This window comes from Secundilactobacillus sp. MJ173, from assembly GCF_059704265.1.
This window is the reverse complement of record NZ_BAAKGN010000034.1, coordinates 84,619-104,666: the sequence shown is the minus strand read 5'-3', so window position 1 is coordinate 104,666 and position 20,048 is coordinate 84,619. Positions and strand designations below refer to the sequence as shown.

At 41.3% G+C, this 20,048-nt stretch carries 18 protein-coding genes and 1 other annotated feature; of the genes, 3 read left to right on the top strand and 15 right to left on the bottom strand.

The window, feature by feature from the left end; translation table 11 throughout:
• Nucleotides 1–703: 703 nt before the first annotated feature.
• From AC6H04_RS05490 to AC6H04_RS05430, 13 genes are all read right to left on the bottom strand, one after another.
• Nucleotides 704–1,549 carry an aldo/keto reductase gene (locus AC6H04_RS05490; RefSeq protein WP_497570729.1) on the bottom strand — a complete coding sequence of 282 codons (846 nt, stop codon included), beginning with the start codon at nt 1,547–1,549 and terminating at the stop codon, nt 704–706.
• An 83-nt stretch (nt 1,550–1,632) separates the two neighbouring features.
• On the bottom strand, nt 1,633–2,238 hold the full coding sequence (locus AC6H04_RS05485) for a sugar O-acetyltransferase (RefSeq protein WP_497570728.1): 606 nt from the start codon (nt 2,236–2,238) through the stop codon (nt 1,633–1,635).
• A 115-nt stretch (nt 2,239–2,353) separates the two neighbouring features.
• Nucleotides 2,354–3,556: an aminotransferase-like domain-containing protein gene (locus tag AC6H04_RS05480; protein WP_497570727.1), complete on the bottom strand. Its 1,203-nt coding sequence runs from the start codon at nt 3,554–3,556 to the stop codon at nt 2,354–2,356.
• Between the two features lie 186 nt (nt 3,557–3,742).
• Nucleotides 3,743–5,131, bottom strand: coding sequence for an amino acid permease (locus tag AC6H04_RS05475; RefSeq protein WP_497570726.1), 1,389 nt, complete (start codon nt 5,129–5,131; stop codon nt 3,743–3,745).
• Between the two features lie 268 nt (nt 5,132–5,399).
• A complete protein-coding gene (locus AC6H04_RS05470) occupies nt 5,400–6,263 on the bottom strand; it encodes an SDR family oxidoreductase (RefSeq protein ID WP_497570725.1) in 864 nt (287 codons plus the stop codon).
• Nucleotides 6,256–6,675 (bottom strand): MarR family winged helix-turn-helix transcriptional regulator, encoded by a 420-nt coding sequence (locus AC6H04_RS05465; RefSeq protein WP_497570724.1) that lies wholly within the window; start codon nt 6,673–6,675, stop codon nt 6,256–6,258. The genes AC6H04_RS05470 and AC6H04_RS05465 overlap by 8 nt, the downstream gene beginning before the upstream one ends.
• Nucleotides 6,676–6,793: 118 nt before the next feature.
• A complete protein-coding gene (locus tag AC6H04_RS05460; RefSeq protein ID WP_497570723.1) occupies nt 6,794–8,092 on the bottom strand; it encodes a CapA family protein in 1,299 nt (432 codons plus the stop codon).
• A gap of 133 nt (nt 8,093–8,225) precedes the next feature.
• On the bottom strand, nt 8,226–9,071 hold the full coding sequence (locus tag AC6H04_RS05455) for a MetQ/NlpA family ABC transporter substrate-binding protein (protein ID WP_497570722.1): 846 nt from the start codon (nt 9,069–9,071) through the stop codon (nt 8,226–8,228).
• 30 nt (nt 9,072–9,101) lie between these two features.
• Nucleotides 9,102–10,259 carry an ArgE/DapE family deacylase gene (locus tag AC6H04_RS05450; protein ID WP_497570721.1) on the bottom strand — a complete coding sequence of 386 codons (1,158 nt, stop codon included), beginning with the start codon at nt 10,257–10,259 and terminating at the stop codon, nt 9,102–9,104.
• Between the two features lie 21 nt (nt 10,260–10,280).
• Nucleotides 10,281–10,979 (bottom strand): methionine ABC transporter permease, encoded by a 699-nt coding sequence (locus AC6H04_RS05445; RefSeq protein ID WP_497570720.1) that lies wholly within the window; start codon nt 10,977–10,979, stop codon nt 10,281–10,283.
• Complete coding sequence (locus AC6H04_RS05440; protein ID WP_497570719.1) at nt 10,979–12,061, bottom strand: methionine ABC transporter ATP-binding protein; 1,083 nt, start codon at nt 12,059–12,061, stop codon at nt 10,979–10,981. The genes AC6H04_RS05445 and AC6H04_RS05440 overlap by 1 nt, the downstream gene beginning before the upstream one ends.
• 486 nt (nt 12,062–12,547) lie before the next feature.
• The gene (locus AC6H04_RS05435; protein WP_497570718.1) at nt 12,548–13,894 is read right to left on the bottom strand and encodes a M20/M25/M40 family metallo-hydrolase; all 1,347 of its coding nucleotides are present in this window, start codon (nt 13,892–13,894) and stop codon (nt 12,548–12,550) included.
• A 50-nt stretch (nt 13,895–13,944) separates the two neighbouring features.
• Nucleotides 13,945–14,192, bottom strand: a binding site (T-box leader).
• A 135-nt stretch (nt 14,193–14,327) separates the two neighbouring features.
• Nucleotides 14,328–15,023 carry a hypothetical protein gene (locus tag AC6H04_RS05430; protein ID WP_497570717.1) on the bottom strand — a complete coding sequence of 232 codons (696 nt, stop codon included), beginning with the start codon at nt 15,021–15,023 and terminating at the stop codon, nt 14,328–14,330.
• A 303-nt stretch (nt 15,024–15,326) separates the two neighbouring features.
• Between AC6H04_RS05430 and AC6H04_RS05425 the strand changes: the two genes are divergently transcribed.
• Nucleotides 15,327–15,908, top strand: coding sequence for a hypothetical protein (locus AC6H04_RS05425; protein WP_497570716.1), 582 nt, complete (start codon nt 15,327–15,329; stop codon nt 15,906–15,908).
• Between the two features lie 131 nt (nt 15,909–16,039).
• On the opposite strand, the gene AC6H04_RS05420 is transcribed toward AC6H04_RS05425, so the two are convergent.
• Nucleotides 16,040–17,107: a helix-turn-helix transcriptional regulator gene (locus AC6H04_RS05420; RefSeq protein WP_497570715.1), complete on the bottom strand. Its 1,068-nt coding sequence runs from the start codon at nt 17,105–17,107 to the stop codon at nt 16,040–16,042.
• Between the two features lie 219 nt (nt 17,108–17,326).
• On the opposite strand from AC6H04_RS05420, the gene AC6H04_RS05415 reads away from it, so the two are divergent.
• Entirely contained in the window at nt 17,327–18,355 is a 1,029-nt protein-coding gene (locus AC6H04_RS05415) for a hypothetical protein (protein ID WP_497570714.1), read from the top strand.
• A 62-nt stretch (nt 18,356–18,417) separates the two neighbouring features.
• Nucleotides 18,418–19,053: a hypothetical protein gene (locus tag AC6H04_RS05410; RefSeq protein WP_497570713.1), complete on the top strand. Its 636-nt coding sequence runs from the start codon at nt 18,418–18,420 to the stop codon at nt 19,051–19,053.
• A gap of 93 nt (nt 19,054–19,146) precedes the next feature.
• Here the strand turns inward: AC6H04_RS05410 and AC6H04_RS05405 are convergent, their stop codons facing one another.
• A complete protein-coding gene (locus tag AC6H04_RS05405) occupies nt 19,147–19,902 on the bottom strand; it encodes a zinc-ribbon domain-containing protein (RefSeq protein WP_497570712.1) in 756 nt (251 codons plus the stop codon).
• Nucleotides 19,903–20,048 lie beyond the last annotated feature (146 nt).

Below are 20,048 nucleotides of genomic sequence, written 5' to 3'. Positions count from 1 at the left end.
CAATATAGACTTGTGGCACAGCCCCTCTTTTTAATTTATACCAAACAAAAAGCTCCGAACTGGGGAGGTTCGAAGCTCTTTAACGCTGTAATTAATACTCACCGATCATCCTTACACGGGAACTAATTGGTTATCTATTATGGGGGAAATAACACTTAGTTTATTAAAATTTACAGGGAGAAGTTTATTTTATCCCGCAGGACTTATAGCGATCCGCTTTCTCAATTACAGTAAATTCTTATCATCAGAAGGTCAAAGACCAGGCATTGCAGGTATTGCGACGCTACTATGAAGCCGCTACACCTACAGGAAAGCCCTTACCATCATAACGATAAATCGGTACTCTCAATATTAATTAAGACACCGAATACCCATCACACTAATGTTTTGGATAAACATATTTTACCACGTTTACATCAGGAATTAAATTTAATTAAGAAATTTTTCGTTAAAATCCTTGATTTTTTTAAGTAATTATGGGTTTATCATTCAATAATCGCAATTGAATTCAAAAAACAGCTGCATTAAAGGATCCAAACATAAATTCCAAGTCCATGGAGCTTTACTTCTATTTTGCTAAAACGTGTTCAAACAAGCAGACAGCTGCATGTAAGGCCCCTTTCTCACAAACCCCAAGCCCATGGGTTTATGAGAAAGGGGCCTTACACTCCGCTATCTAAACGCTTGTTTTCACACTCTACTTTTAATCCCCCACCGGATGAATATGCTCCACCGCGGCAACCTGATTCAAGAACGCCATATCCTTATCACTGATCTCAAAATCAAGCTCCGCATTGGCCTTCACGTGCGCCATTGACCTTGCTTTTGGTAGCGGTGCAATGTCGTTTTGAATCACAAAACGTAAGGCTAATTGGGGTACTGAGACGTGGTAAGATTCTGCAATCCGTTTTAAGTCAGGATCATTTACTAAATCACCGGTTGCTAACGGTGAATAAGCCTGAATGACAATCCCGTTGTCCTTAGCCGTCTTCACAATAGAATCCTGGGTATACCCAACGTAGTACTGAATCTGATCTACGGCAGGGGTAACCGTCAAGCCGTCCCAGTTTAACAGGTTTTCCAAATCATGGGTATTAAAGTTTGAGACACCCACCGATTTTGCCCGACCGCTGTTGTAAATGTCCTGCATGGCACGCCACACATCGCGATTTTCGGCATCGTGGTTGGTACCCATCTGTGCCCATGGCCATGGTGCGTGAATGATGTACGAGTCAACATAATCAAGGTTCAACGCCTTTAAACTGCTATCAAAGTCAGCCATAGCTTGATCATAAGACTTCGATTCTCCAGGCAACTTAGTCTGAACAAACAAGTCTTCCCGTGCGACATCGCTGGCTGCAATAGCTTCACCAACACTTTTTTCATTCTGGTAGGCTTTGGCAGTATCAATAAACCGATAGCCAGCTTTCAGTGCATTGCTAACGGCATCAACCGTTTCTTTACCTGGCTTAGTTTGCCACGTACCAAAACCAACTTTAGGCATCTTTAACCCATTATTCAATTCAAACGTATCTGTAATCGTCGTCATTCGAATTCCTCCCTATCCAGTTATACAACATATTATATGACCTTATAGTAGGTCTAAGGCAATCAAGAACACTTATCAGTTAGTTACTTTCCTGCTGAAAAATCTTGCCCATTAAACCCGGTGCGATCTGCTTCAGTAATTTGTCGTAGTACTCGACACGGATTTCCCGCAGCAATCACGTTATCGGGAATATCCTTAGTCACAACACTGCCGCCACCAACGATGACGTTACTGCCAATAGTAACTCCTGGCAATACTGTGACGTTAGCTGCTAGCCACACATCGTTGCCAATAGTGATGGATTTAGCAATACAGCCACCCGTCCGCCGTTCAACCGGGTCAAACAGGTGATTACTGGTGTAAAGCCCCACTTTAGGCCCAAAAAGAACGTGTGAGCCAATGGTAATGGGCGCGCCATCCAACATCACGCAATCATAGTTGGCGTAAAAATGATCACCAACGCTGATGTTGCGGCCAAATTCACATCTGAAATTAGGTTCCACAAATGGTGTTTCACCCGCGTGCCCAACCAGCTGCGTGAATAATTCATTTCGCTTATCCGGATCAACTGTCCCATTCAATTTCTGAGTGAACGTCGTAGCTTTTTCTCGCACCTTCATTAATTTGGGATCCTCATCATCGTAAGGTTGACCAGTTGCCATGTAAGCAAATTTTTCATCTAAATTCATTTTAATCTTCCTAACTTCGTTTTAACCCATTATATCGCAAAATCCCGTGATGATTTCAGCAGCACCGAAAGCTGTTGAAACCATCACGGGATAAACTTTATCTAAATTAATTAAATTACTTAGTAGCTGGTTCAGCTGACATCACTTCATCAAGTGCTTCAGCTAACTTCTTAACACCATCCACGATACCATCTTCAGGTGTGTTAGAGTAGTTCATTCTGAATGTTCCGGGAACTGGTTCGTTACCAAAGAATGGATCACCAGGAACCACGGCAACGTTGCGCTTCAGGGCAGCATCGAATAACTTCTGTGAACTCTTAACACCTGGTACAGTTACCCATAAGAACATACCACCTTCAGGATTACTGTGTGAAACGCCCTCTGGGAAGTACTTATCAATGGCATCAACCATGATTTGTTCACGCTTATGGTAGAGTGCACTGATAGCTTTGATGTGATCGTTGATATCATTGTCGGTAAAGTACTGTGCACATACGTATTGTGAGAAGCTGTCAGTATGCAAATCAGCAGACTGCTTCATCATGGTGTACTTCTTAAGCAGCTTTGGTTCAGCCACTACCCAGCCAATCCGCAGACCAGGTGAGAAGATTTTCGACATGGTGCCCATGTAAATAACATGACCAGTCTTATCTAATGACTTCAATGAAGGTAAGTTTTCACCTTCCCAACGAATGTTACCGTATGGGTTATCTTCAAGGACCATAACATCATATTTTTCAGCCAATTCAACTAATTTCTTCCGGCGTTCCAAGGTCATGGTACGGCCAGTTGGGTTTTGGAAGGTTGGTACGGTGTAGATCAAGCGAGCGTCTGGATTGTTCTTCAAAGCTTCTTCCAGAGAGTCCATCTTCATCCCGTCTTCATCCATGTCAACACCAACAAAGTTAGCACCGTATGAACGGAAAACGTCAACCGCAGTTAAGTAAGTTGGGTCTTCAACGATAACGGTACTGCCTTCGTCGAGGAACATCTTACCGGTTAAATCAATCGATTGTTGTGAACCAGTGGAAACCATGACGTGGTCTGCAGTGGTATGAATACCTTCAACTTCCAACCGCTTTAATAGTACATTACGTAATTCGGGTACACCTTGTGCGGAGCCATATTGTAATGCAGCTGGACCCTTTTCGTCTAAGACTTTATCAGCAGCAGCTTTAACTTCCTTAACTGGGAATAGTTCTGGTGCAGGTAAGCCACCAGCAAATGACGTTACTGCTGGGTTTGCAGCTGCCTTTAAAATTTCACCAACGGGATCATTATCAGTCTTAGGTACACGACTAGAAAATTTGTAGTCCATATAAAACACTCCTCTATATGTAAGTTTACTAAAATACATTATGTTAATCCCTGCACATACAGCGATTTAGTTAGTATTATAGCACAAATAATTAGATTATGATTAGGAAATTAATAATAATACCACTATTTTTGATTTTTCAGCTAAAAAAAGTGATGCACATTTGAATGCATCACTCTCTTAAAACTAATCTAACCGCCCTTTACGGTGCCGTACTAAGTAGAACAACGTTGCAACAACCAAAACCGCTGCGCCAACAATCACCGAGATTCTGGTATCTGGGTTAACGAACATGAACCCTACGATGACGAGTAGCATGACAATGGCAAAGTAATCTGAAAATGGGTATAAAGGTAACTTAAACGGATGATTCTTCATCACCATGGCGTTATTTTTCCGGAAACGCAGCTCGGCTAATAAGATAACAAACCACGGAATCATACCCGGTAAGACCGATGAACTGAAGACCACCACGAACAGGTTCGAAGTCGATTTATTATAGGCAGAAAAAACGATATCAAGGATAAAGCCTAATAGAATCCCACCTGAGATACCTAAAATCGAAGCGCTGGGAACCACTCGTTTTGACAAATGACCAAAAATCTTTGGTGCATCATTTTCATGGGCCAGCTTAAACAGCATCCGACTAGAAGAGTAGATTCCAGAGTTGGCGCTAGATAGCGCTGCTGTCAGTACCACGAAGTTAATTACGGAGGCCGCAGCGGTAATCCCAACCTTAGCGAAAGTTGAGACAAACGGTGACCCGATTGCGCTCAGATGATTCCAAGGATAAATGGTGACGATCACAAAAATCGCGCCCACGTAAAAAATCAAAATTCGCAACAGTACTGACTTCACTGATTTAACGATTGCTTTCTGCGGATCAGCAACTTCACCAGCTGTGATTCCCAGTAATTCGATACCTTCGTATGACCCAACAATGATTGACATTGAGAAGAAGAATCCCTTGATACCACCGGTAAAGAACCCACCATGGGACCAAAGATTACTAAAACCAACCGGATGCCCACCATTGCCAAAGCCAAAGAAGATCACCAAAAAGCCAAGAATAATCATCAAGATAATCGTAACCACTTTGATCATGGCAAACCAGAATTCCAGTGAGCCATAAGCTTTAGCGCTGGCGAGGTTGGCAATCACTAAGAAACCAATGATGACCACCCCAACGGTAAAGGTATTAATGTGCGGCCACCAATACTGCAGATACTGAGTGGCAGCCACCACTTCAGACATCCCTACCACAATATATTCAAACACGTTGGCCCATTTTGCTAAATAGCCGCCTAACGGATGAACATATTCCGTCGCGTAATCCGCAAAGGAGCCAGTTCCCGGATTGATGTAAATCATTTCACCCAGTGCCCGCATAACGATGTACAGGATTAAACCGACAAACATATACGCCAATAAAACTGAGGGTCCGGTCCACTTAATGGTTGAAGTAGAACCCATGAACAGACCCACACCAATGGCGCCACCTAGGGAGATCATTTCCATCTGTCCCGCCGTCATTGACCGACGTAACTCAGGTGACGCTTTAACTTTTCGCTTCATTAAATCATTGCCTCTCCAACTTAACAAAATATTTGGCGCATTGAAATCGGGCGCAATGCCGGTTAGCACCGGAACACTGCGCCCGAGATTAAATACTGCCAATATCCGCTTGAGAACCGAACTCAACCATACGAATGAGAATGTTTCTACAAGCATCATTTACCCTTTAATATATTAGCACCAACTGATGCTCAAACAAAGGCATCTTAAGGATTTATTCGTGAAAAAGCACAATGAGACACAAACCGACAGTTATTATTTCCTGCACTTATTCTTGATTTAAAAACAGTCGCTTATTATCTCGCACAAAGGCCGCAAAGGTAGTCGCTGGACGGTGCAAAATCGTTTCGATATTATGATTAACCGTTTTCGTATTGCCAAGTTGCGTGATGATATACAGCATCACCATCACGTTAACAAATTCTTTTTTAACTCCCCGCCGAATCATAGTACGCCGAAATTTTAGTAGACTAGGTTTACTGTAAGTAATCGGCACGCCTAGTTCAGTCGTCATGATTTCAGCCGCCTGCTTGTAAGTAATTGCGGCAGGTCCCGTTATTTCTAATGCTTCACCAAGATACTTGGGGTCGCGTAGAACCGCTACTGCAACGGCAGCAATGTCTTTAGCGTCAATAAAACTGGTCTTAGACCGTCCTGCCGGCACAAATAGATCGTGATTTTGCTGAATATCTTGCAGATGCGTACTGGTTAAATTCTGCATGAAAAAACTTGGGCGAATGAAAGTATGAGGTAACCCCATCTCAGTAATCATCCGTTCAATCTTACGGTGCGGTACCATGGGATTCTTCTCCACACCAATCAAGGAAACAAACACGACTTGGTCAATCTTGTGGTGTTGTAACGCGGTTAAAAAGGGCTTCATATCTTGTTCAGGTTTCGCCAGTTCTGGTGGGCGAACGAAGAAAACTTTATTAATTCCCTTGAGTGCTGGTTCAAAGGTATCAGCATCCAAAAAATCAAAGTGCCGTGTTTTCACACCCAACTGTTTCATCTGGGCCGATTCAGAATGATAAATGCCAGCAACGACCTCCACATCATCGATTGCTGCCAGTTGTTCAACCACCGGCCAGCCAATATTCCCGGTACTGCCCAAAACGAGTATCTTATCCAACATGATGACCTTCTTCCAATTTAACCAGCAAATTTACTAGAATTGCTTGTTCCTGTTGATCCAAGGGAACAGCAAACTCTGACATTTGTGTGTTCGCAATTTGCTCACAGCGTTTAAAGGTTTCTTCGCCTTTAGCCGTTAACGTGAGAACACGTGCACGTCGATCTTGACTAGAAGCATGAACAGCAACCAGTTCTTTGGCCGTCAACCGTTTGACGATTCCCGAGACGGTCGCTCGATCCATCCCGACAATCCCCGCAACTTGAGCTGAAGTTAACGAATCCTTTGACAGCTCCAGTTGAGCAATCACAGCCCACTGCGCACTGGTGATACCTTCTTTTTCCAAGGCAACGTTGAGCTGATAGCGAAGTTCTTTAGCCACATCCATGATGAGATAGCCGAAATTATTCATAGTGTTTCTTCCTTTTTGAAATATAGTTAGTACACTAACTATATCGACTTGTGGAGTAAAAGTCAAAATTGTGCGACTAACCTTGGTTTCTTACCAGACTAGTCGCACAATTTAACACCTATAATTTGATTGTTGCTTTATCCCCATTAATTTGAAAATGAGTCCCATATGGTTCGGACAGTCTTGCTAAACGCTGTAAAATATCTCCTTTATTTGAAATCGTTGGCCATCCCTTTCGACCATCAGAAAGTGAATAATCATAGCCTAATTCAACGGGTCGTATCTCAACGCTTGTCAGCTTACCGTTCTCAATCGTCCAATCTGGTATAAACGCCTGATACAGTTTGGGATCAACTTGCATGCCACGAGTGTAGCCCGCCCACTGAGCGTTAAATAGTTCTTTTATCGTTGAATCAGTTGGCAAATCATACATCTCAAAATAATCAGCAGGTGCTTTGTTCATGCTTTGGATGTTAAGAATGAAATCACCTAAAGAATAGAAGATGGGACGATCCCGATATATTTCAACCGCACGGATCGTGTGTGGCCCATGACCTACAACCGCATCCGCACCACAATCAATACAAGCTCTGGCGAACTGTGCCAGAAAATCTGGAATTGATTCACGATCCTCAACCTTCATTTCGTGGCAATGAATTGATACCACCGCAAAATCAGCCTGATCCTTAGCTTCTTCGATTGATTGCCGAATCCTAGCCATGTCTTTTTCGTCCACTTCAGTAATGTGTCCTGGCTGATCGGCAACTTTAAATCGATAGTCTCCCAACGCAATCGTGTTATCCGGCACTTTTGGCTGAAACCCTGCTTTACGCAATAGCCGATTATTATCGTCTACATGTGTCACATCAACAATCTTAGCTAGCGCATTGCCTTGATCAGGTGTGACAAAATAAGTGGCATGGTAACGCAACGGATTCAATCCTGGTCTACCAGGTAAATAGGCGGAGGCATCACCAGCAATGGCAGCAGGATTAAACGAACTGGTCACACCAATCACACCTACTCGACCATTTGGTGAGTCATAATAAGCTGGCTGAGCGGCTTCTTGCATGTTTCTGCCAGCACCAGCTAAAGGAATACCAGCTGCATCCACGTAGTCCAAGGTTTTAGTTAGACCGCCATACGAATAGTCCATCGTATGGTTGTTAGCAAACGTGGTGGCACTAAAGCCAAATTCTTTCAAATCTTTCAAAATCGATGGATCTGAACAAAAATACCCACCGCCACTATACTGTGACCCGTATGATTCATACTTGTGGACCGTGGTTTCCAGGTTAAAAACACTGGCATCCGCATCTTGAATAATCGACTGGACGGCTTTAAAACCCGGGTAGCCGCCACTAGGCATATGACGTTGAATAATGGCGTCACCAACTGCTACAAACTTCGTCTTCATCTGCGTGTCCTCCCGTATCATTGATAAACTAAAAGCAGTCTGATTATCAGTCAGATCTTGACTGGTAATCAGACTGCTTAAGCCGTTATTTCGACATATCATTTACTATCAAACGTCAATTTTACGCGTTTAATTAGAATTTGATGTCCCAAGCTGGTTGTTCAAGTTCACCATAACTCTTCTTGATTTGGTTCTTAACAGCCTTAGTTTGGTATGCCTTAACAACATCTTTATAAGCTTGCTTGTTCTTGTTCTTCTTAGTAGCAACTATGACGTTGAAGTACTGCTTGTTAGCCTTGTTTAAAGGTTCTTTGAAGATTGAATATTTGATGTTAACGTGATCAGCCATAGCGAAACCACCATTAACGATTGCTGCATCGACATCGTCAAGCTGACGGGCGGTTTGGTTAGCATCGATTGGTGTGATCTTAAAGTTCTTAGGGTTAGATTTAATGTCACTTGGTGTTGGGTTCTTAACATTGTTCAATTTGATCAAGCCGGCACTTTGCAATAATTTCAGTGAACGGCCTTGGTTAGCTGCATCGTTATCGATGACAATGGTAGCGCCCTTCTTTAAGTCCTTAACATTCTTAACTTTGTGTGAGTACAAACGCAATGGTGCAGTGATTGAGTAACCAATTGAAGTTAAGGTACTATCCTTGTGGGCAGCGTTCCAAACATCCAAATATTGTTCAGTTTGGAAGGAGTTAATATCGATTTCACCGTTTTGAACGGCCTTGTTTGGTTGTACATAATCAGTAAAGTCCTTGTACTTAATCGTAACGTTGTACTTATCCTTTGCTTGCTTAGCAACAGTACTCCAAACTGCTTCATCACCCTTAGATGGTGCAACTCGACCAACTGTAACAGTTTGCGCTTTTTGTTTGCCGCTTAAACTGCCGCCAAAACTAAAGAAGCCAGCAACCACAATTACCACAACAACAATAATACCAACGATCCATTTAGTAGATTTCTTCATAATATTTTCTCCTCTGAGTAACAAATTTTATTATTTTTCAAAATAGCCTTTAACCACATCTTTATAAGTCTTGATCGTTTCTAGATAACTGCTGACAGTTGTAAATTCATCGGTCTGATGAACCACGCTAGCGTTATCCGGTCCTAAAACGATGACATCAATGTCAGGATTACCCTTGGTAAACACGCTGGCATCCGTGGCACCTTTGTAAGTAATCAGTTGAATATCTCTACCTTGATAGTTCTTTTCAGCTGCCCGTTTAGCAACCTGAACAAGGTGCTTTTCGGGTGCCGTTTCAACTGGATGCCAACTATGAATGACTTTAAAGGTTAATTCATAATCCGTTGTCGCATTGATATCATCCACCGTCTTTTGAATAGCATCGATAACGTGCTGATTGTCAAAGGCTAATGTCGGCCGAATATTACCAAATAATTCGCCGTATTCAGGAATAATGTTGACCTGATCGCCGCCTTTAATCAGCGTAATACTATGAACCAACTTACCCAGATACTCATCAACCGGTGCATCGTCAAAAATATGCTTTTCGCGATTGCTATATTCGTTCAGACCATCTAAGGCGTTGATGCCTAGTTCTGGAGTTGAACTATGAGTAGATTTCCCCTTACTCTGGATTTCGTAGTTAAAACTACCACAGTGTGCATAGACCACGTTACCATCACTAGCTTCACCAACCACCATGGCATTAACATCCTTTGAAATCCCCTGATCATTCAAACGGTTAGCGCCAGGTGTTCCAAACTCTTCACCCGCGGTAGCAATGAACCGAAGTGTCCCTGGAACTTTGTAGCCCTCTTTAACCAATTCAATGAACGTTCGTACTTGAGCAGCCAAACCGCTCTTCATATCTGCGGCACCACGCCCATATAGCTTGTCGCCAACGATTTCGGCACCAAATGGATCGTGATGCCAGGCATCTGCATTGGGAACCGTAACAGTATCTTGATGACCGGTTAAGACTAGGACATCATCAACTTTCTTCTCCCCAATTTCAGCAATCAGATTGGCTCTTTTATCACCAAATTCATCAATCTTATATGAAATGCCGTTTTCATCAAATAATTTTCCAATATATTTGGCAACTTCAACTTCATTACTATTCGGCGTTTGAATCTTGATGAAATCTTGTAATAGCTTAATTCGTTCGTTATCTTCTTCTGTACTCAACCTATTACCCTCTTCTATTAGTTATCTGTGACTATGACTTGTTGTCTTAGCTAGAACATCACCGGTGAGTTGAACCAGAACCACGAGTACTAGGACTAACAGTGTGGCAACTAACGTAATGTCGTTTGAAAATTGGTTGTACCCGTAAGCAATCGCGGTATTCCCAAGTCCACCAGCACCAATGGCACCGGCCATGGCGGTCATCCCAATCAAACTAATGAGTGTCACCGTCGTAACTCGAATCAATTCCGAACTTGCTTCTCTCAAATAGACATCAAAGATTAAATCCGGAACCGTTGCTCCTAAGGATTGAGCCGCTTCAATTTTCCCTTTATCAACACTGGAAATAGCTGCTTGAACCTGACGCGCATAAAACGGAATAACACATAGTGACAGCGGAACTAACGCGGCAGTCGGACCAATCTGTGTGCCAACAATTGCTTGGGTAACGGGTGCAATAAATGCAAGTAAAATAATGAATGGAATGGCACGAACAATCGACACGATTTTATCAAAAATGTTGAAAAGCACTCGGTTTTCTGCAATTCCGCCCTGATCAAAAATCACAAGTCCAACACCAAAAATCATACCAATGACACCGCCAAACAATGCTGACCAAAAGGTCATATATAACGTTTGTCCAATTGAAGTCAACCAACCGTTTTGTCCCAGCCAGCCTAGATGAACAACGTTAGGCATTAAGTGTGCGAATTCTGACATTATGCAATCACCTCCCTAGAACTGTATTCTTCAACATCGACTCCTGCCTTTTTTAGATAGGCAATCGCCCTTTCACGGTTATCCTTGGCACCTTTCAAGGTGACAAATAATGTTCCAACTGGTGTGCCGCGAAGCTCATCGACGTTACCGAAGATGATGCTGACTTCTACATCAAAATCCTTGTAGAGCGTTGCTGCAATGGGATCCACAACGTCTTTACCAGTGTATGTGAGATGAACTAGTTCCCATTCTTCATGATTCAAACGTTGAATGGCATCCTTATCCAGAAGATGGATGGCCTTTTTAAGTTCACCCTGAGTCCCAATCAACTCTTTGGTTAATTCTTTTTGGGGATGGGTGAAGACGTCGACCAACTCACCACGTTCAATAATTTCGCCAGAACTCATCACCGCAATTTTATCAGCAACTTGTTTTACGGCCTCCATTTGGTGGGTAATTAAAACAATTGTTAGACCCAACTCTTTGTTCAGTCGCTTTAATAAATCCAGAATCTGTGTCGTACTCTTAGGATCCAAAGCTGAAGTCGCTTCGTCTGAAATTAGAATATCAGGATCGTTAGCCAATGCCCGTGCGATGGCAACCCGTTGCTGCTGACCACCAGATAGTTGAGCTGGATAAAAGTCTTTACGGTCCTCTAACCCGACCAGTTTTAACAACTTCAGCGCTTGTGCCGTAACTTCCTTCTCTTTTTTCTTACTATGCTTCAAAGCAAACTCAACGTTTCTAATCACCGTTTTTTCTTCCAGCAAATTAAAATGTTGAAAAATCATGCCAATATTCCGGCGCTTTTCTCGTAACTCCTTAGTGCCAATCTGCTTGGTAGTACCATCCTTTTTTTCAAAAAGCACTTCGCCATTAATTTCGACTTTGCCACTAGTTGGTGCTTGAAGTAAGTTAATGACTCGTACTAATGTTGATTTACCAGCACCAGAATAGCCAACAACGCCGTAGATTTCACCCTGCTCAACCTGTAAAGAAGCATCTTTTACAGCTTGAACGGTGTTGCCTGCTTGATCAAACGAAACGTTGATATTCTCTAAGTTGATTAATTGCTTTGTCATTGATAACCCTCGTTTCAGTTTTGTCTTACCCATATTTGTCATTTAGCTTGATATCATCGTTGCTCACCTGAAGAAATAAAAAAAGTTTTCGTCCCTAAGCCATACTTATATGACTTAGGGACGAAAACTTCGTGTTACCACCCATGTTTATAAATCACTCACATGATTTACCTCAACAGCACAATAATGCTTGGAACGTTAACGGGTCCTACCGAATGAAGAGCTTGCACTCTCCACTATCCTTCAGAAGCTCATCTTCACCATATAAACAAGACTCTTTTTCATCAACCGAGTTTTCTGTGCATGTTTTTTAGGTTACTCTTCTTCTTATCGATTGTTCATGTATTAAAAACACATTAATTGTTTAGGTGGATAACAACGCTGTACTAGCAACAATTTAGATATATGCTAATCACGTTTTAATTTATCCGATTACCTTATGAGAACATTCTAATCATGTATAATTTATTTGTCAAGCTGACATAACTATTTCTCATGAAGGTTATTGAAGAATTGTTCCAGCAATTTGATTCCCGTCTCATAGTCCTTAATCACGATATTTTCATTTGGCGCATGCGGGCCAGACTGCGCATTACCAACCCCAAAGGCTGCGATTGGTGCATTCAAGAAATGATTAAAGTCATATGATGGTCCTGTTCCCGCTGAAGTTGGCAACACTTCAACTTTATCTTCACCGCCATAAACTGATTCTGCAGTGGTGATCAACTCCTTGATCAGTGGTGCATCCATGTCGGAACGGTAAGGGGTAACACCCATAGTGAACTTCACATGGACGTCACCAAAACCGTTTTTCTCAAGCTGTTTTTGAATTTTGTTAGCAATATCAACTGGATCTTGTCCTGGGACTAACCGAGCATCAAATTTAGCAACACCCTGTTTGGGTAACACCGTTTTAACGCTTTCGCCTTCATAACCGCCACTGACACCTTCAATATTCAAGCTCGGAGCAAACAACAGTGCTTCTTTGATGGCATCTTCATCGTCGCCCTGAATAAACGGATATTCGAGCTGGTCTTCTTCCCTGATTTTTGCAGGTGAATAGTACATCTTGTGTGCTAACTGCTTAGCCCGTTCTGAAGGTTCCTCAACACCGTCATAGAAGCCTTCAACGGCGATTTTACCATCTTTGTGCAAACTAGCAATACCGGCGATTAAATGCCAAAGAGCCCCATCAACCACCGCGGCGTTAGAAGAATGCAGATCAATACTTGCGGAATGGGTTGATAGTTCGAAGCAGCTAATTCCTTTATTACCACCGGTGATTACTAGTTGACCAATCTCATTTTTACTACCAGATTCCCAAATAATCAGATCGGTTTTAAATAAATCAGCATACTTGTCAAAATAACTATGAATTCCTTGGCTGGCAATTTCCTCTGCACCTTCAACCAGAAACTTGATGTGTACAGGTGGTTGCCCATTTTCATCTAGGTAGTCCTTTAACGCTGTCAATCGTGCAAACAAGTCACCTTTACAATCAGCAACACCACGACCAAACAACTTGCCGTCCTTTTCGGTTAGTGTCCAAGGATCCGTATGCCATAAATCATATGGTTCAGCTGGCTGAACATCATAGTGATTGTAAAATAAGATGGTTGGCGCACCTGGTTTTTCATCAGGAACCGGAAAATCGGCGAATACCAATGGAAATTTTTCATCCGTAAACACCTGAACTTTGCCACCAAGTTCTTCAAAGGTTTGCTTCAAGAAAGCCGCTGTTTCAGGAATATTCTGGTATTTAGCAGAAACTGAACTTAACTTAATATACTGGGCCAACTTTTGTCGATAGGTTTCAATATTTTTCTCTGACATCAAACCACTCCTCTTCCAAATAAAAACGTCCTTAGATTCTAAACTTAGAACCTAAGGACGACTGCCGCGTTACCACCTTAATTTCCACTTTTCTCACAAAAAGTGGCTCAATAAGTTAGAGCAAAATCTGCTGTAACCTTGCATGAATAACGCACGCAAACCCGTAGACAGCTTAGCTAAGCCTCACTGCTAGTTTAAATTCAAGACCATCTTCAAACGTGTTGCCTTACCAGCTTTCACCAACCGCCAGCTCTCTTTTAAGGCGCAACATCCTACTCATCTTGATCAACTTTTTTATTCTCATGTGATTGCCATTGATAATAACGCTTTTGAAATCGAACTGTCAACTTTTAAAGTATGCATTTCCATAAATTTCTAAAATTATATTCTACTCATCCGTACAGTAGAGCCGTTATACTTACTGAACCCAAAATTATTCATTTAAGAATTTAAAATGATAGGCTTTACTATTTAATGCCACATACCGATAGTCATTGTCCAATTTTAAGATGGAAACGCTCAGCGGATCGTTGCCCTTGTAACCGTTATACGTTCCTACTAAATACATATTAATGGTGCCATCTGGTAACATTCTCCCTTTATACGAGGTGGCAACACTATCATCGGTATCATCACCGTGTTCAATTTTCATAATGGTTTTAGTTTGCTGATTCCACTTCAATTCAACGCGACTTGGACTAATCGAGTTGGGATAGTAATTGTAAGTGAGCGTTTTATCACCATCTTCCAATTCATCAGCTATATCAACAAAAGTGTGTTCTTTATTTTTGGAATCGAATAAAATTCCCTGAGTGACTAAAGAATCGTAAACATCATCATCAGCCATTGCCTCTTTGATTGCTGACTTAGAACCATCCATTTCCAAAAACAAGCGATTTTTCAGGTACTTATCAATTTTAGCTTGGCTATCAATTTTGTCAGGTTTCAACCGCACCGAATTCTTGACCCCAGATATTACCGGATATCCTTGATTAGCTTTGGTGGTTAACTGTTTAACCGGAATCACCGCATCCTTTTCCTTGTGACCACTAGCATTGGTACTGCTATTACCACAGCCGGTTAAAAATATAACGCTTATTAACCCGGTTAACATAAGTCCTTTTTTCATCGAAATCCCTCCATTAGTTGTGAGTAGAATCAACGACACTGCCTTGATGTTTCGTGTCATCGTGGACATACCTTAGCATTGGTAAACGTCACCATCTGTCGCTAAATTAGTTAATTTTCCTTTTTCCTTATATGTAAATTAGTTTTTCTTTGCGATATAATAAACACATTATAGTAACCGCTTTCTGTCGACTGGATATCGCTGATTTTTTAATTTTCTATCTGTTTAACGACATATTCTGTCGTCAAGACACCGTATACTATGTTTGTTCAATACTAAATACAGAAAAGGTAGGTCTTTTACATGACAACTTTACCGTTTAACAATCTCGATAGCTGGGCAATTTGGGATGTTCCTTCAGATTTACCAGAAGATCCAGCAGGCAAAGAAAAAGCTTTTGGTGAAAACTATCAACCAGAAACATTCCCATCCGCACAGTTACCCAATGATCTTTCTGCTTATCTTAAACAAACTAAGTATGTTTTGATTGGCATGAACCCAGGTAATGCAGTCATCGACCACCCCGCTGATCAAGCTTTTCTGAATTTCCATGGTCAAAAGAAGAGTATGGATTATCGCTTGGCTGCAGCCACATATGGCACTGATCTGTGGGGCGCCTTTATGACCGACCTCTCACACACAATCGACAGTAAAAGTAATAACGTTGAGATTACGGAAAGTGATGTAGCTGAATTGGAACAGCACTTAGATGAGCTGGGAATTCCTAGTGACGCTACCTTAGTTGCTTTAGGTAACAAAGCATTCACGCCACTTTCAAAATTTGCTAAGAGACCTGTAAAAACCATTCCACACTACTCAGGATCCAACGGTCATTGGAAAGCTGAAAAAGTTCACGAAAAAATTTTAGAGGTTACACAACATTAATCAAAAATAGACCTGATGTTTGAAAAAGCACCGGGTCTATTTTTGTGAACAACGCTGACACTATTCAAAATCAATTACATATCGCAACTCAAAAAATAATGAGTTCAAATAGCATTGCGTCCCTTTTATCGTTATTGATATCGCTCTATCGTCCGCTTAAGTTCCTCACGAATTTCATGCCTAAGATATTCAGGCTTCACTCCCGATACCAAGGATCCCTGACTCATCAACCAAAGCTTAGCCCCTTGTCTAGCCACGTTGGGACACTTGATTAATACCTCACGGGACCCATCCTCTGAAGTACGTATTTGCTTAACACTGCTTTCAGGAAACCGATCCAATGCCGTTTGCGGGAAACCACGGTACCAAAATTCCAACGTGGTGTCGCCACCGCCAGATAGGAGATACGTCTTTTTTCGTAACTCGCCGACATCTGTTTTATCAGTTCGAGGCACTGTTACTTTGCCACTATTTGTACTACGGAATGTGATGAACCGATCCAGCCGATAAATTCTACTTTTCTGATGTTCATCGTCATACAGCAGAACATAAAAATAGTTCTCTGAAAAATACAGGCTCAGAGGGACCCCTCGCCGTTTTTTTGTTGTACTGGAATTAGGGACACTGCTTTGATAGGTAAATTTTATCGTTGCCTTTTTATCTATCCATTCCGTAAAGCGTTTCACACGATCAATCAAATCTGGCACCGTTTTTACTGGATAATACTTACTAAGTGTTTCTATGGTTTGTCGCTGCAAAAAGTCTCGCTGTTTTGGGGTCAGATAGTGTTTTAAGTGCTTGACGATTTTTTCCACATTATCTTTATTGAGAGCTCTTGATCCAATCAAAACTTTAATGACTACTAAAGCTTCCTCAACCGTAAAATCGTCCATTTTTTTACTTTGGGGATAGTCCGGATCATCTGATCTATATCGTAATTGATACCCAGGGATTGTTTGATCAAATTTCACAGTATAGGCACCCACATCGGGCAAATTTTTCATCGCCTGTCTCATCGCCCTTAAATCCCGCTGAATCGTCCTTTGATCACCAATAATAAAAGCATCAGTTACATCTTCTATGGTGAAATAATGTTTCCGAAATAGCCATAGCATCTCACCGGTAACTCGTGCTCTAATATCAGAATCCCACTTCACTTTCTTTTCGTTATTTTGATTGGCATCTGTTTGTTTATCCATTTGGGTAACTTCCCTTCTAGATACAACTTATCTTTCAGCATTAATATAGGCGGTCATAACGTCATTTGACGTCGTTTCTTTAGCAACAATATTAAACACAATTTTATTTTTTTAATTAAAAAATTGGTTACTAGCGACGTATACTGTCGCTGAACCTCAGTATACTATATCTACCGGTTAAGGAAATTCTAATTTACCAAGAATGGAGCGTGTTTGTCTATGTATCCGTATGAAGAAACCAGATATACCAAAGCTGTCACACTAAGTGGTGCAATTGAATTAAATCGGCGCCTTAAAAAAATCTCCGACCATTTAGCCGTTATGTTTCAACCTGAATTTATCATCGGTACCGGTGATGACCGAACACTGGTTGATGCCAGTTTCACTATTTTTTGGCGTGACAAAGATATCGTTTCGAAACCACTCCGAACTTTTGAATTAGGCTTTCTTGCTATCCCAGCTCGTCAAACTCAGGAAATCACTAATGCGGCCCATCTATTCGACTCAACTATCGCTACTCAAATTAACGAAACTTGTAACACTTTTGAAAATAACTTCATGCCTCTAGAACAATTCATTCCTGATAGATTAAACCCTTCCGAGCCCGATCTCCCGTTTGATTTGATGATTCTCGATAGTAGCCTTGACAGTTTATTTCCTTATGTTCGTACCTCACCGATTAAATCCACTGAGCTGAACCTGGACGATCCGCAAGCCCCCCTTGTAGATGATAGTGATGCTTCAATTCCCTTTTGGATCGATGATCTTAACCAGGAAAAATGTTTAAACTTAATCCGTACGGCTACAAAACATCAACTGACCGATTTGAATAATGAAAGTGATAATATGGATGATTTTCTATGTTGGTTCTACCGCGACTTTACTCAGTTTCAATCCTTTATTTTTAAATTTCTTCAGTCTCACCATTACGATACTATCCCTCAAAAGCTGACAATTGATTTGAATGAATTACAATATGAATCTTTTCTGAATGATTTGCGATATGAATCTGATGACGAATATGTGTTTGATGATAATTTCTATCCTGACAATATTCCGTTAACAACCCTTCGTTGTGCTTATGATCAAACAATCAACGGGCTACAAGTTCTAGCACTTCAGCGATACCAAGCCTACCGCATCCCCAGCCAATCTATTTCAGCAATCGTTACCTATGCTGATGACACTCAGGAGTTAACGATGACGTTAACTCACGTCCCTGAAATGATTCAGGCCTGGAAAAAATAGGTTTTAATAGTCATCCTGCCAATTTATGCCGACCCTTTTGCCAATTCCAAACGAGGTATTTAATGATGGAAAATTCTGAATTTTGCGACCATGCTGATTTAAACTATGTCGTTTTTAACGTCACCATTGATGACATGTCTGACTTGTCACATGGTGGCTTCTACAAATTGTTACAGCCAGTGGAAGAACCATTTCAATTTTTATTTAACCAAGTTACTTACACGGACGACTCAGCACAGTTAATTCTAACAGCCTTATCGTTGACAGAGGTACCGCTTTACTCAGTCGCAACCACTTTCCTTGATTCTAAAGACGGACTGCATTACATCATTACTAATCAGGGACATGGTCGTGCTCCCATTGACATCCCATGGTATGATGAGCCCGAGAGTGGTAACACGCTGAGCGAAACGGTCAGTTTGAAAATTCGAGACAAAGCCCTCTGCCAGTCTGAAGATAAAGTCCGTCATTATTTGGAATCAATTTCGGACACCGTTAATTTAGTCATTATTAATAAAATTGATGTTTTTCCAAGAAAAATTTCTCGCGTACTATTTACACTCATTTCTCTGGACGAAGTCACTGAAGCTGATGTTTTCACTACTGATAGTCTTCTAGGAGATTTCAAACGTTTTCGATACCGCATTGACGATCATTGTTTAAACATTGGCGAGAAAAGATTAAAAGTTTGGTATTAATTTCTTGGGTAACTAAATCTTTCAAATATAGAAAAAAAGCAATTCACAGATTAACACGCAATCTGTGAACTGCTTTTTTCTATATCCATTCAATTATTGAACGTTATCCAAATCATTCGGATTCAACCGGTGCTGATACAAGCTCTGATCCGTCTTATCAACGTCCGTGCTTAAGGCATCTTCAATCACCTGTTGAACTTCTTGCATATCCGTCTTATTAAAGAACGGCACCGCAATCGTGTAGCCGTTACCGCTTTTTTCAATTTCCAACTGGGTCATAATACCGTTTAAGAACATCCCTACACCTAGAACCATCAAAATCAACCCTAATAGTACGGATGCATCCATTGCAGCGAAACCAAAGAAAAACAATATAATCCCCCAAATGAAACGACTTATTTTATACGCTGTATTCAACGAAACGTTAGAAATGTTTTTCAACGGTACGTTTTGAGTATGTGAGCCCGCTGGAAAAACACCTAAAACCGTATTCTTTTCATTAATTCTGACAAACCGATAATCCACCGAAATCTGGCCCTTGACCCAAAATAACAGGGCACTAGCTGAGAACTCCTTTTTGATCCACGTATTGCCTCTTGACTTCGTGTATGTCGTCTCTTCGGGTTCCGATTCTTGCGGCTGTTCAACTTCAGGTTCCGGTTTAACCTTAGCCTTAGGTGTTTCCACAGCAACATGTGCTGTTGGTCGCTTAGCTGCGGTAGTTTCCCCTACAGAACTCACCTTTTCAGCACTATCGCCCATGTTTGCCACTAATTTATGCCCGCAATTCGGACAAAAGCGCATCTCTTTAGATTCAATCTTAGCACCACATTTAGGACAAAAATTCATGATGATTCCCCCTATAATAAAGTATGAAAGCGATTCTCCTCAAACAAATTAAGTATACTCTCCCCCGAATATCGGGACAACCTAATAATTAAGAAAAGATTAAGATTTGATGTGCTTTAGATTGTGCAATTTCCCTTTGAATCAAA

Excerpts from the sequence above, each read along its gene's own strand:
- AC6H04_RS05430 (WP_497570717.1), bottom strand. The coding sequence starts at position 15,023 with ATGAAAAAAGGACTTATGTTAACCGGGTTAATAAGCGTTATATTTTTA.
- AC6H04_RS05455 (WP_497570722.1), bottom strand. The coding sequence starts at position 9,071 with ATGAAGAAATCTACTAAATGGATCGTTGGTATTATTGTTGTTGTGGTA.
- AC6H04_RS05440 (WP_497570719.1), bottom strand. The coding sequence starts at position 12,061 with ATGACAAAGCAATTAATCAACTTAGAGAATATCAACGTTTCGTTTGAT.
- AC6H04_RS05490 (WP_497570729.1), bottom strand. The coding sequence starts at position 1,549 with ATGACGACGATTACAGATACGTTTGAATTGAATAATGGGTTAAAGATG.
- AC6H04_RS05480 (WP_497570727.1), bottom strand. The coding sequence starts at position 3,556 with ATGGACTACAAATTTTCTAGTCGTGTACCTAAGACTGATAATGATCCC.
- AC6H04_RS05420 (WP_497570715.1), bottom strand. The coding sequence starts at position 17,107 with ATGGATAAACAAACAGATGCCAATCAAAATAACGAAAAGAAAGTGAAG.
- AC6H04_RS05405 (WP_497570712.1), bottom strand. The coding sequence starts at position 19,902 with ATGAATTTTTGTCCTAAATGTGGTGCTAAGATTGAATCTAAAGAGATG.
- AC6H04_RS05435 (WP_497570718.1), bottom strand. The coding sequence starts at position 13,894 with ATGTCAGAGAAAAATATTGAAACCTATCGACAAAAGTTGGCCCAGTAT.
- AC6H04_RS05445 (WP_497570720.1), bottom strand. The coding sequence starts at position 10,979 with ATGTCAGAATTCGCACACTTAATGCCTAACGTTGTTCATCTAGGCTGG.
- AC6H04_RS05485 (WP_497570728.1), bottom strand. The coding sequence starts at position 2,238 with ATGAATTTAGATGAAAAATTTGCTTACATGGCAACTGGTCAACCTTAC.
- AC6H04_RS05415 (WP_497570714.1), top strand. The coding sequence starts at position 17,327 with ATGTATCCGTATGAAGAAACCAGATATACCAAAGCTGTCACACTAAGT.
- AC6H04_RS05425 (WP_497570716.1), top strand. The coding sequence starts at position 15,327 with ATGACAACTTTACCGTTTAACAATCTCGATAGCTGGGCAATTTGGGAT.
- AC6H04_RS05465 (WP_497570724.1), bottom strand. The coding sequence starts at position 6,675 with ATGAATAATTTCGGCTATCTCATCATGGATGTGGCTAAAGAACTTCGC.
- AC6H04_RS05460 (WP_497570723.1), bottom strand. The coding sequence starts at position 8,092 with ATGAAGACGAAGTTTGTAGCAGTTGGTGACGCCATTATTCAACGTCAT.
- AC6H04_RS05410 (WP_497570713.1), top strand. The coding sequence starts at position 18,418 with ATGATGGAAAATTCTGAATTTTGCGACCATGCTGATTTAAACTATGTC.
- AC6H04_RS05475 (WP_497570726.1), bottom strand. The coding sequence starts at position 5,131 with ATGAAGCGAAAAGTTAAAGCGTCACCTGAGTTACGTCGGTCAATGACG.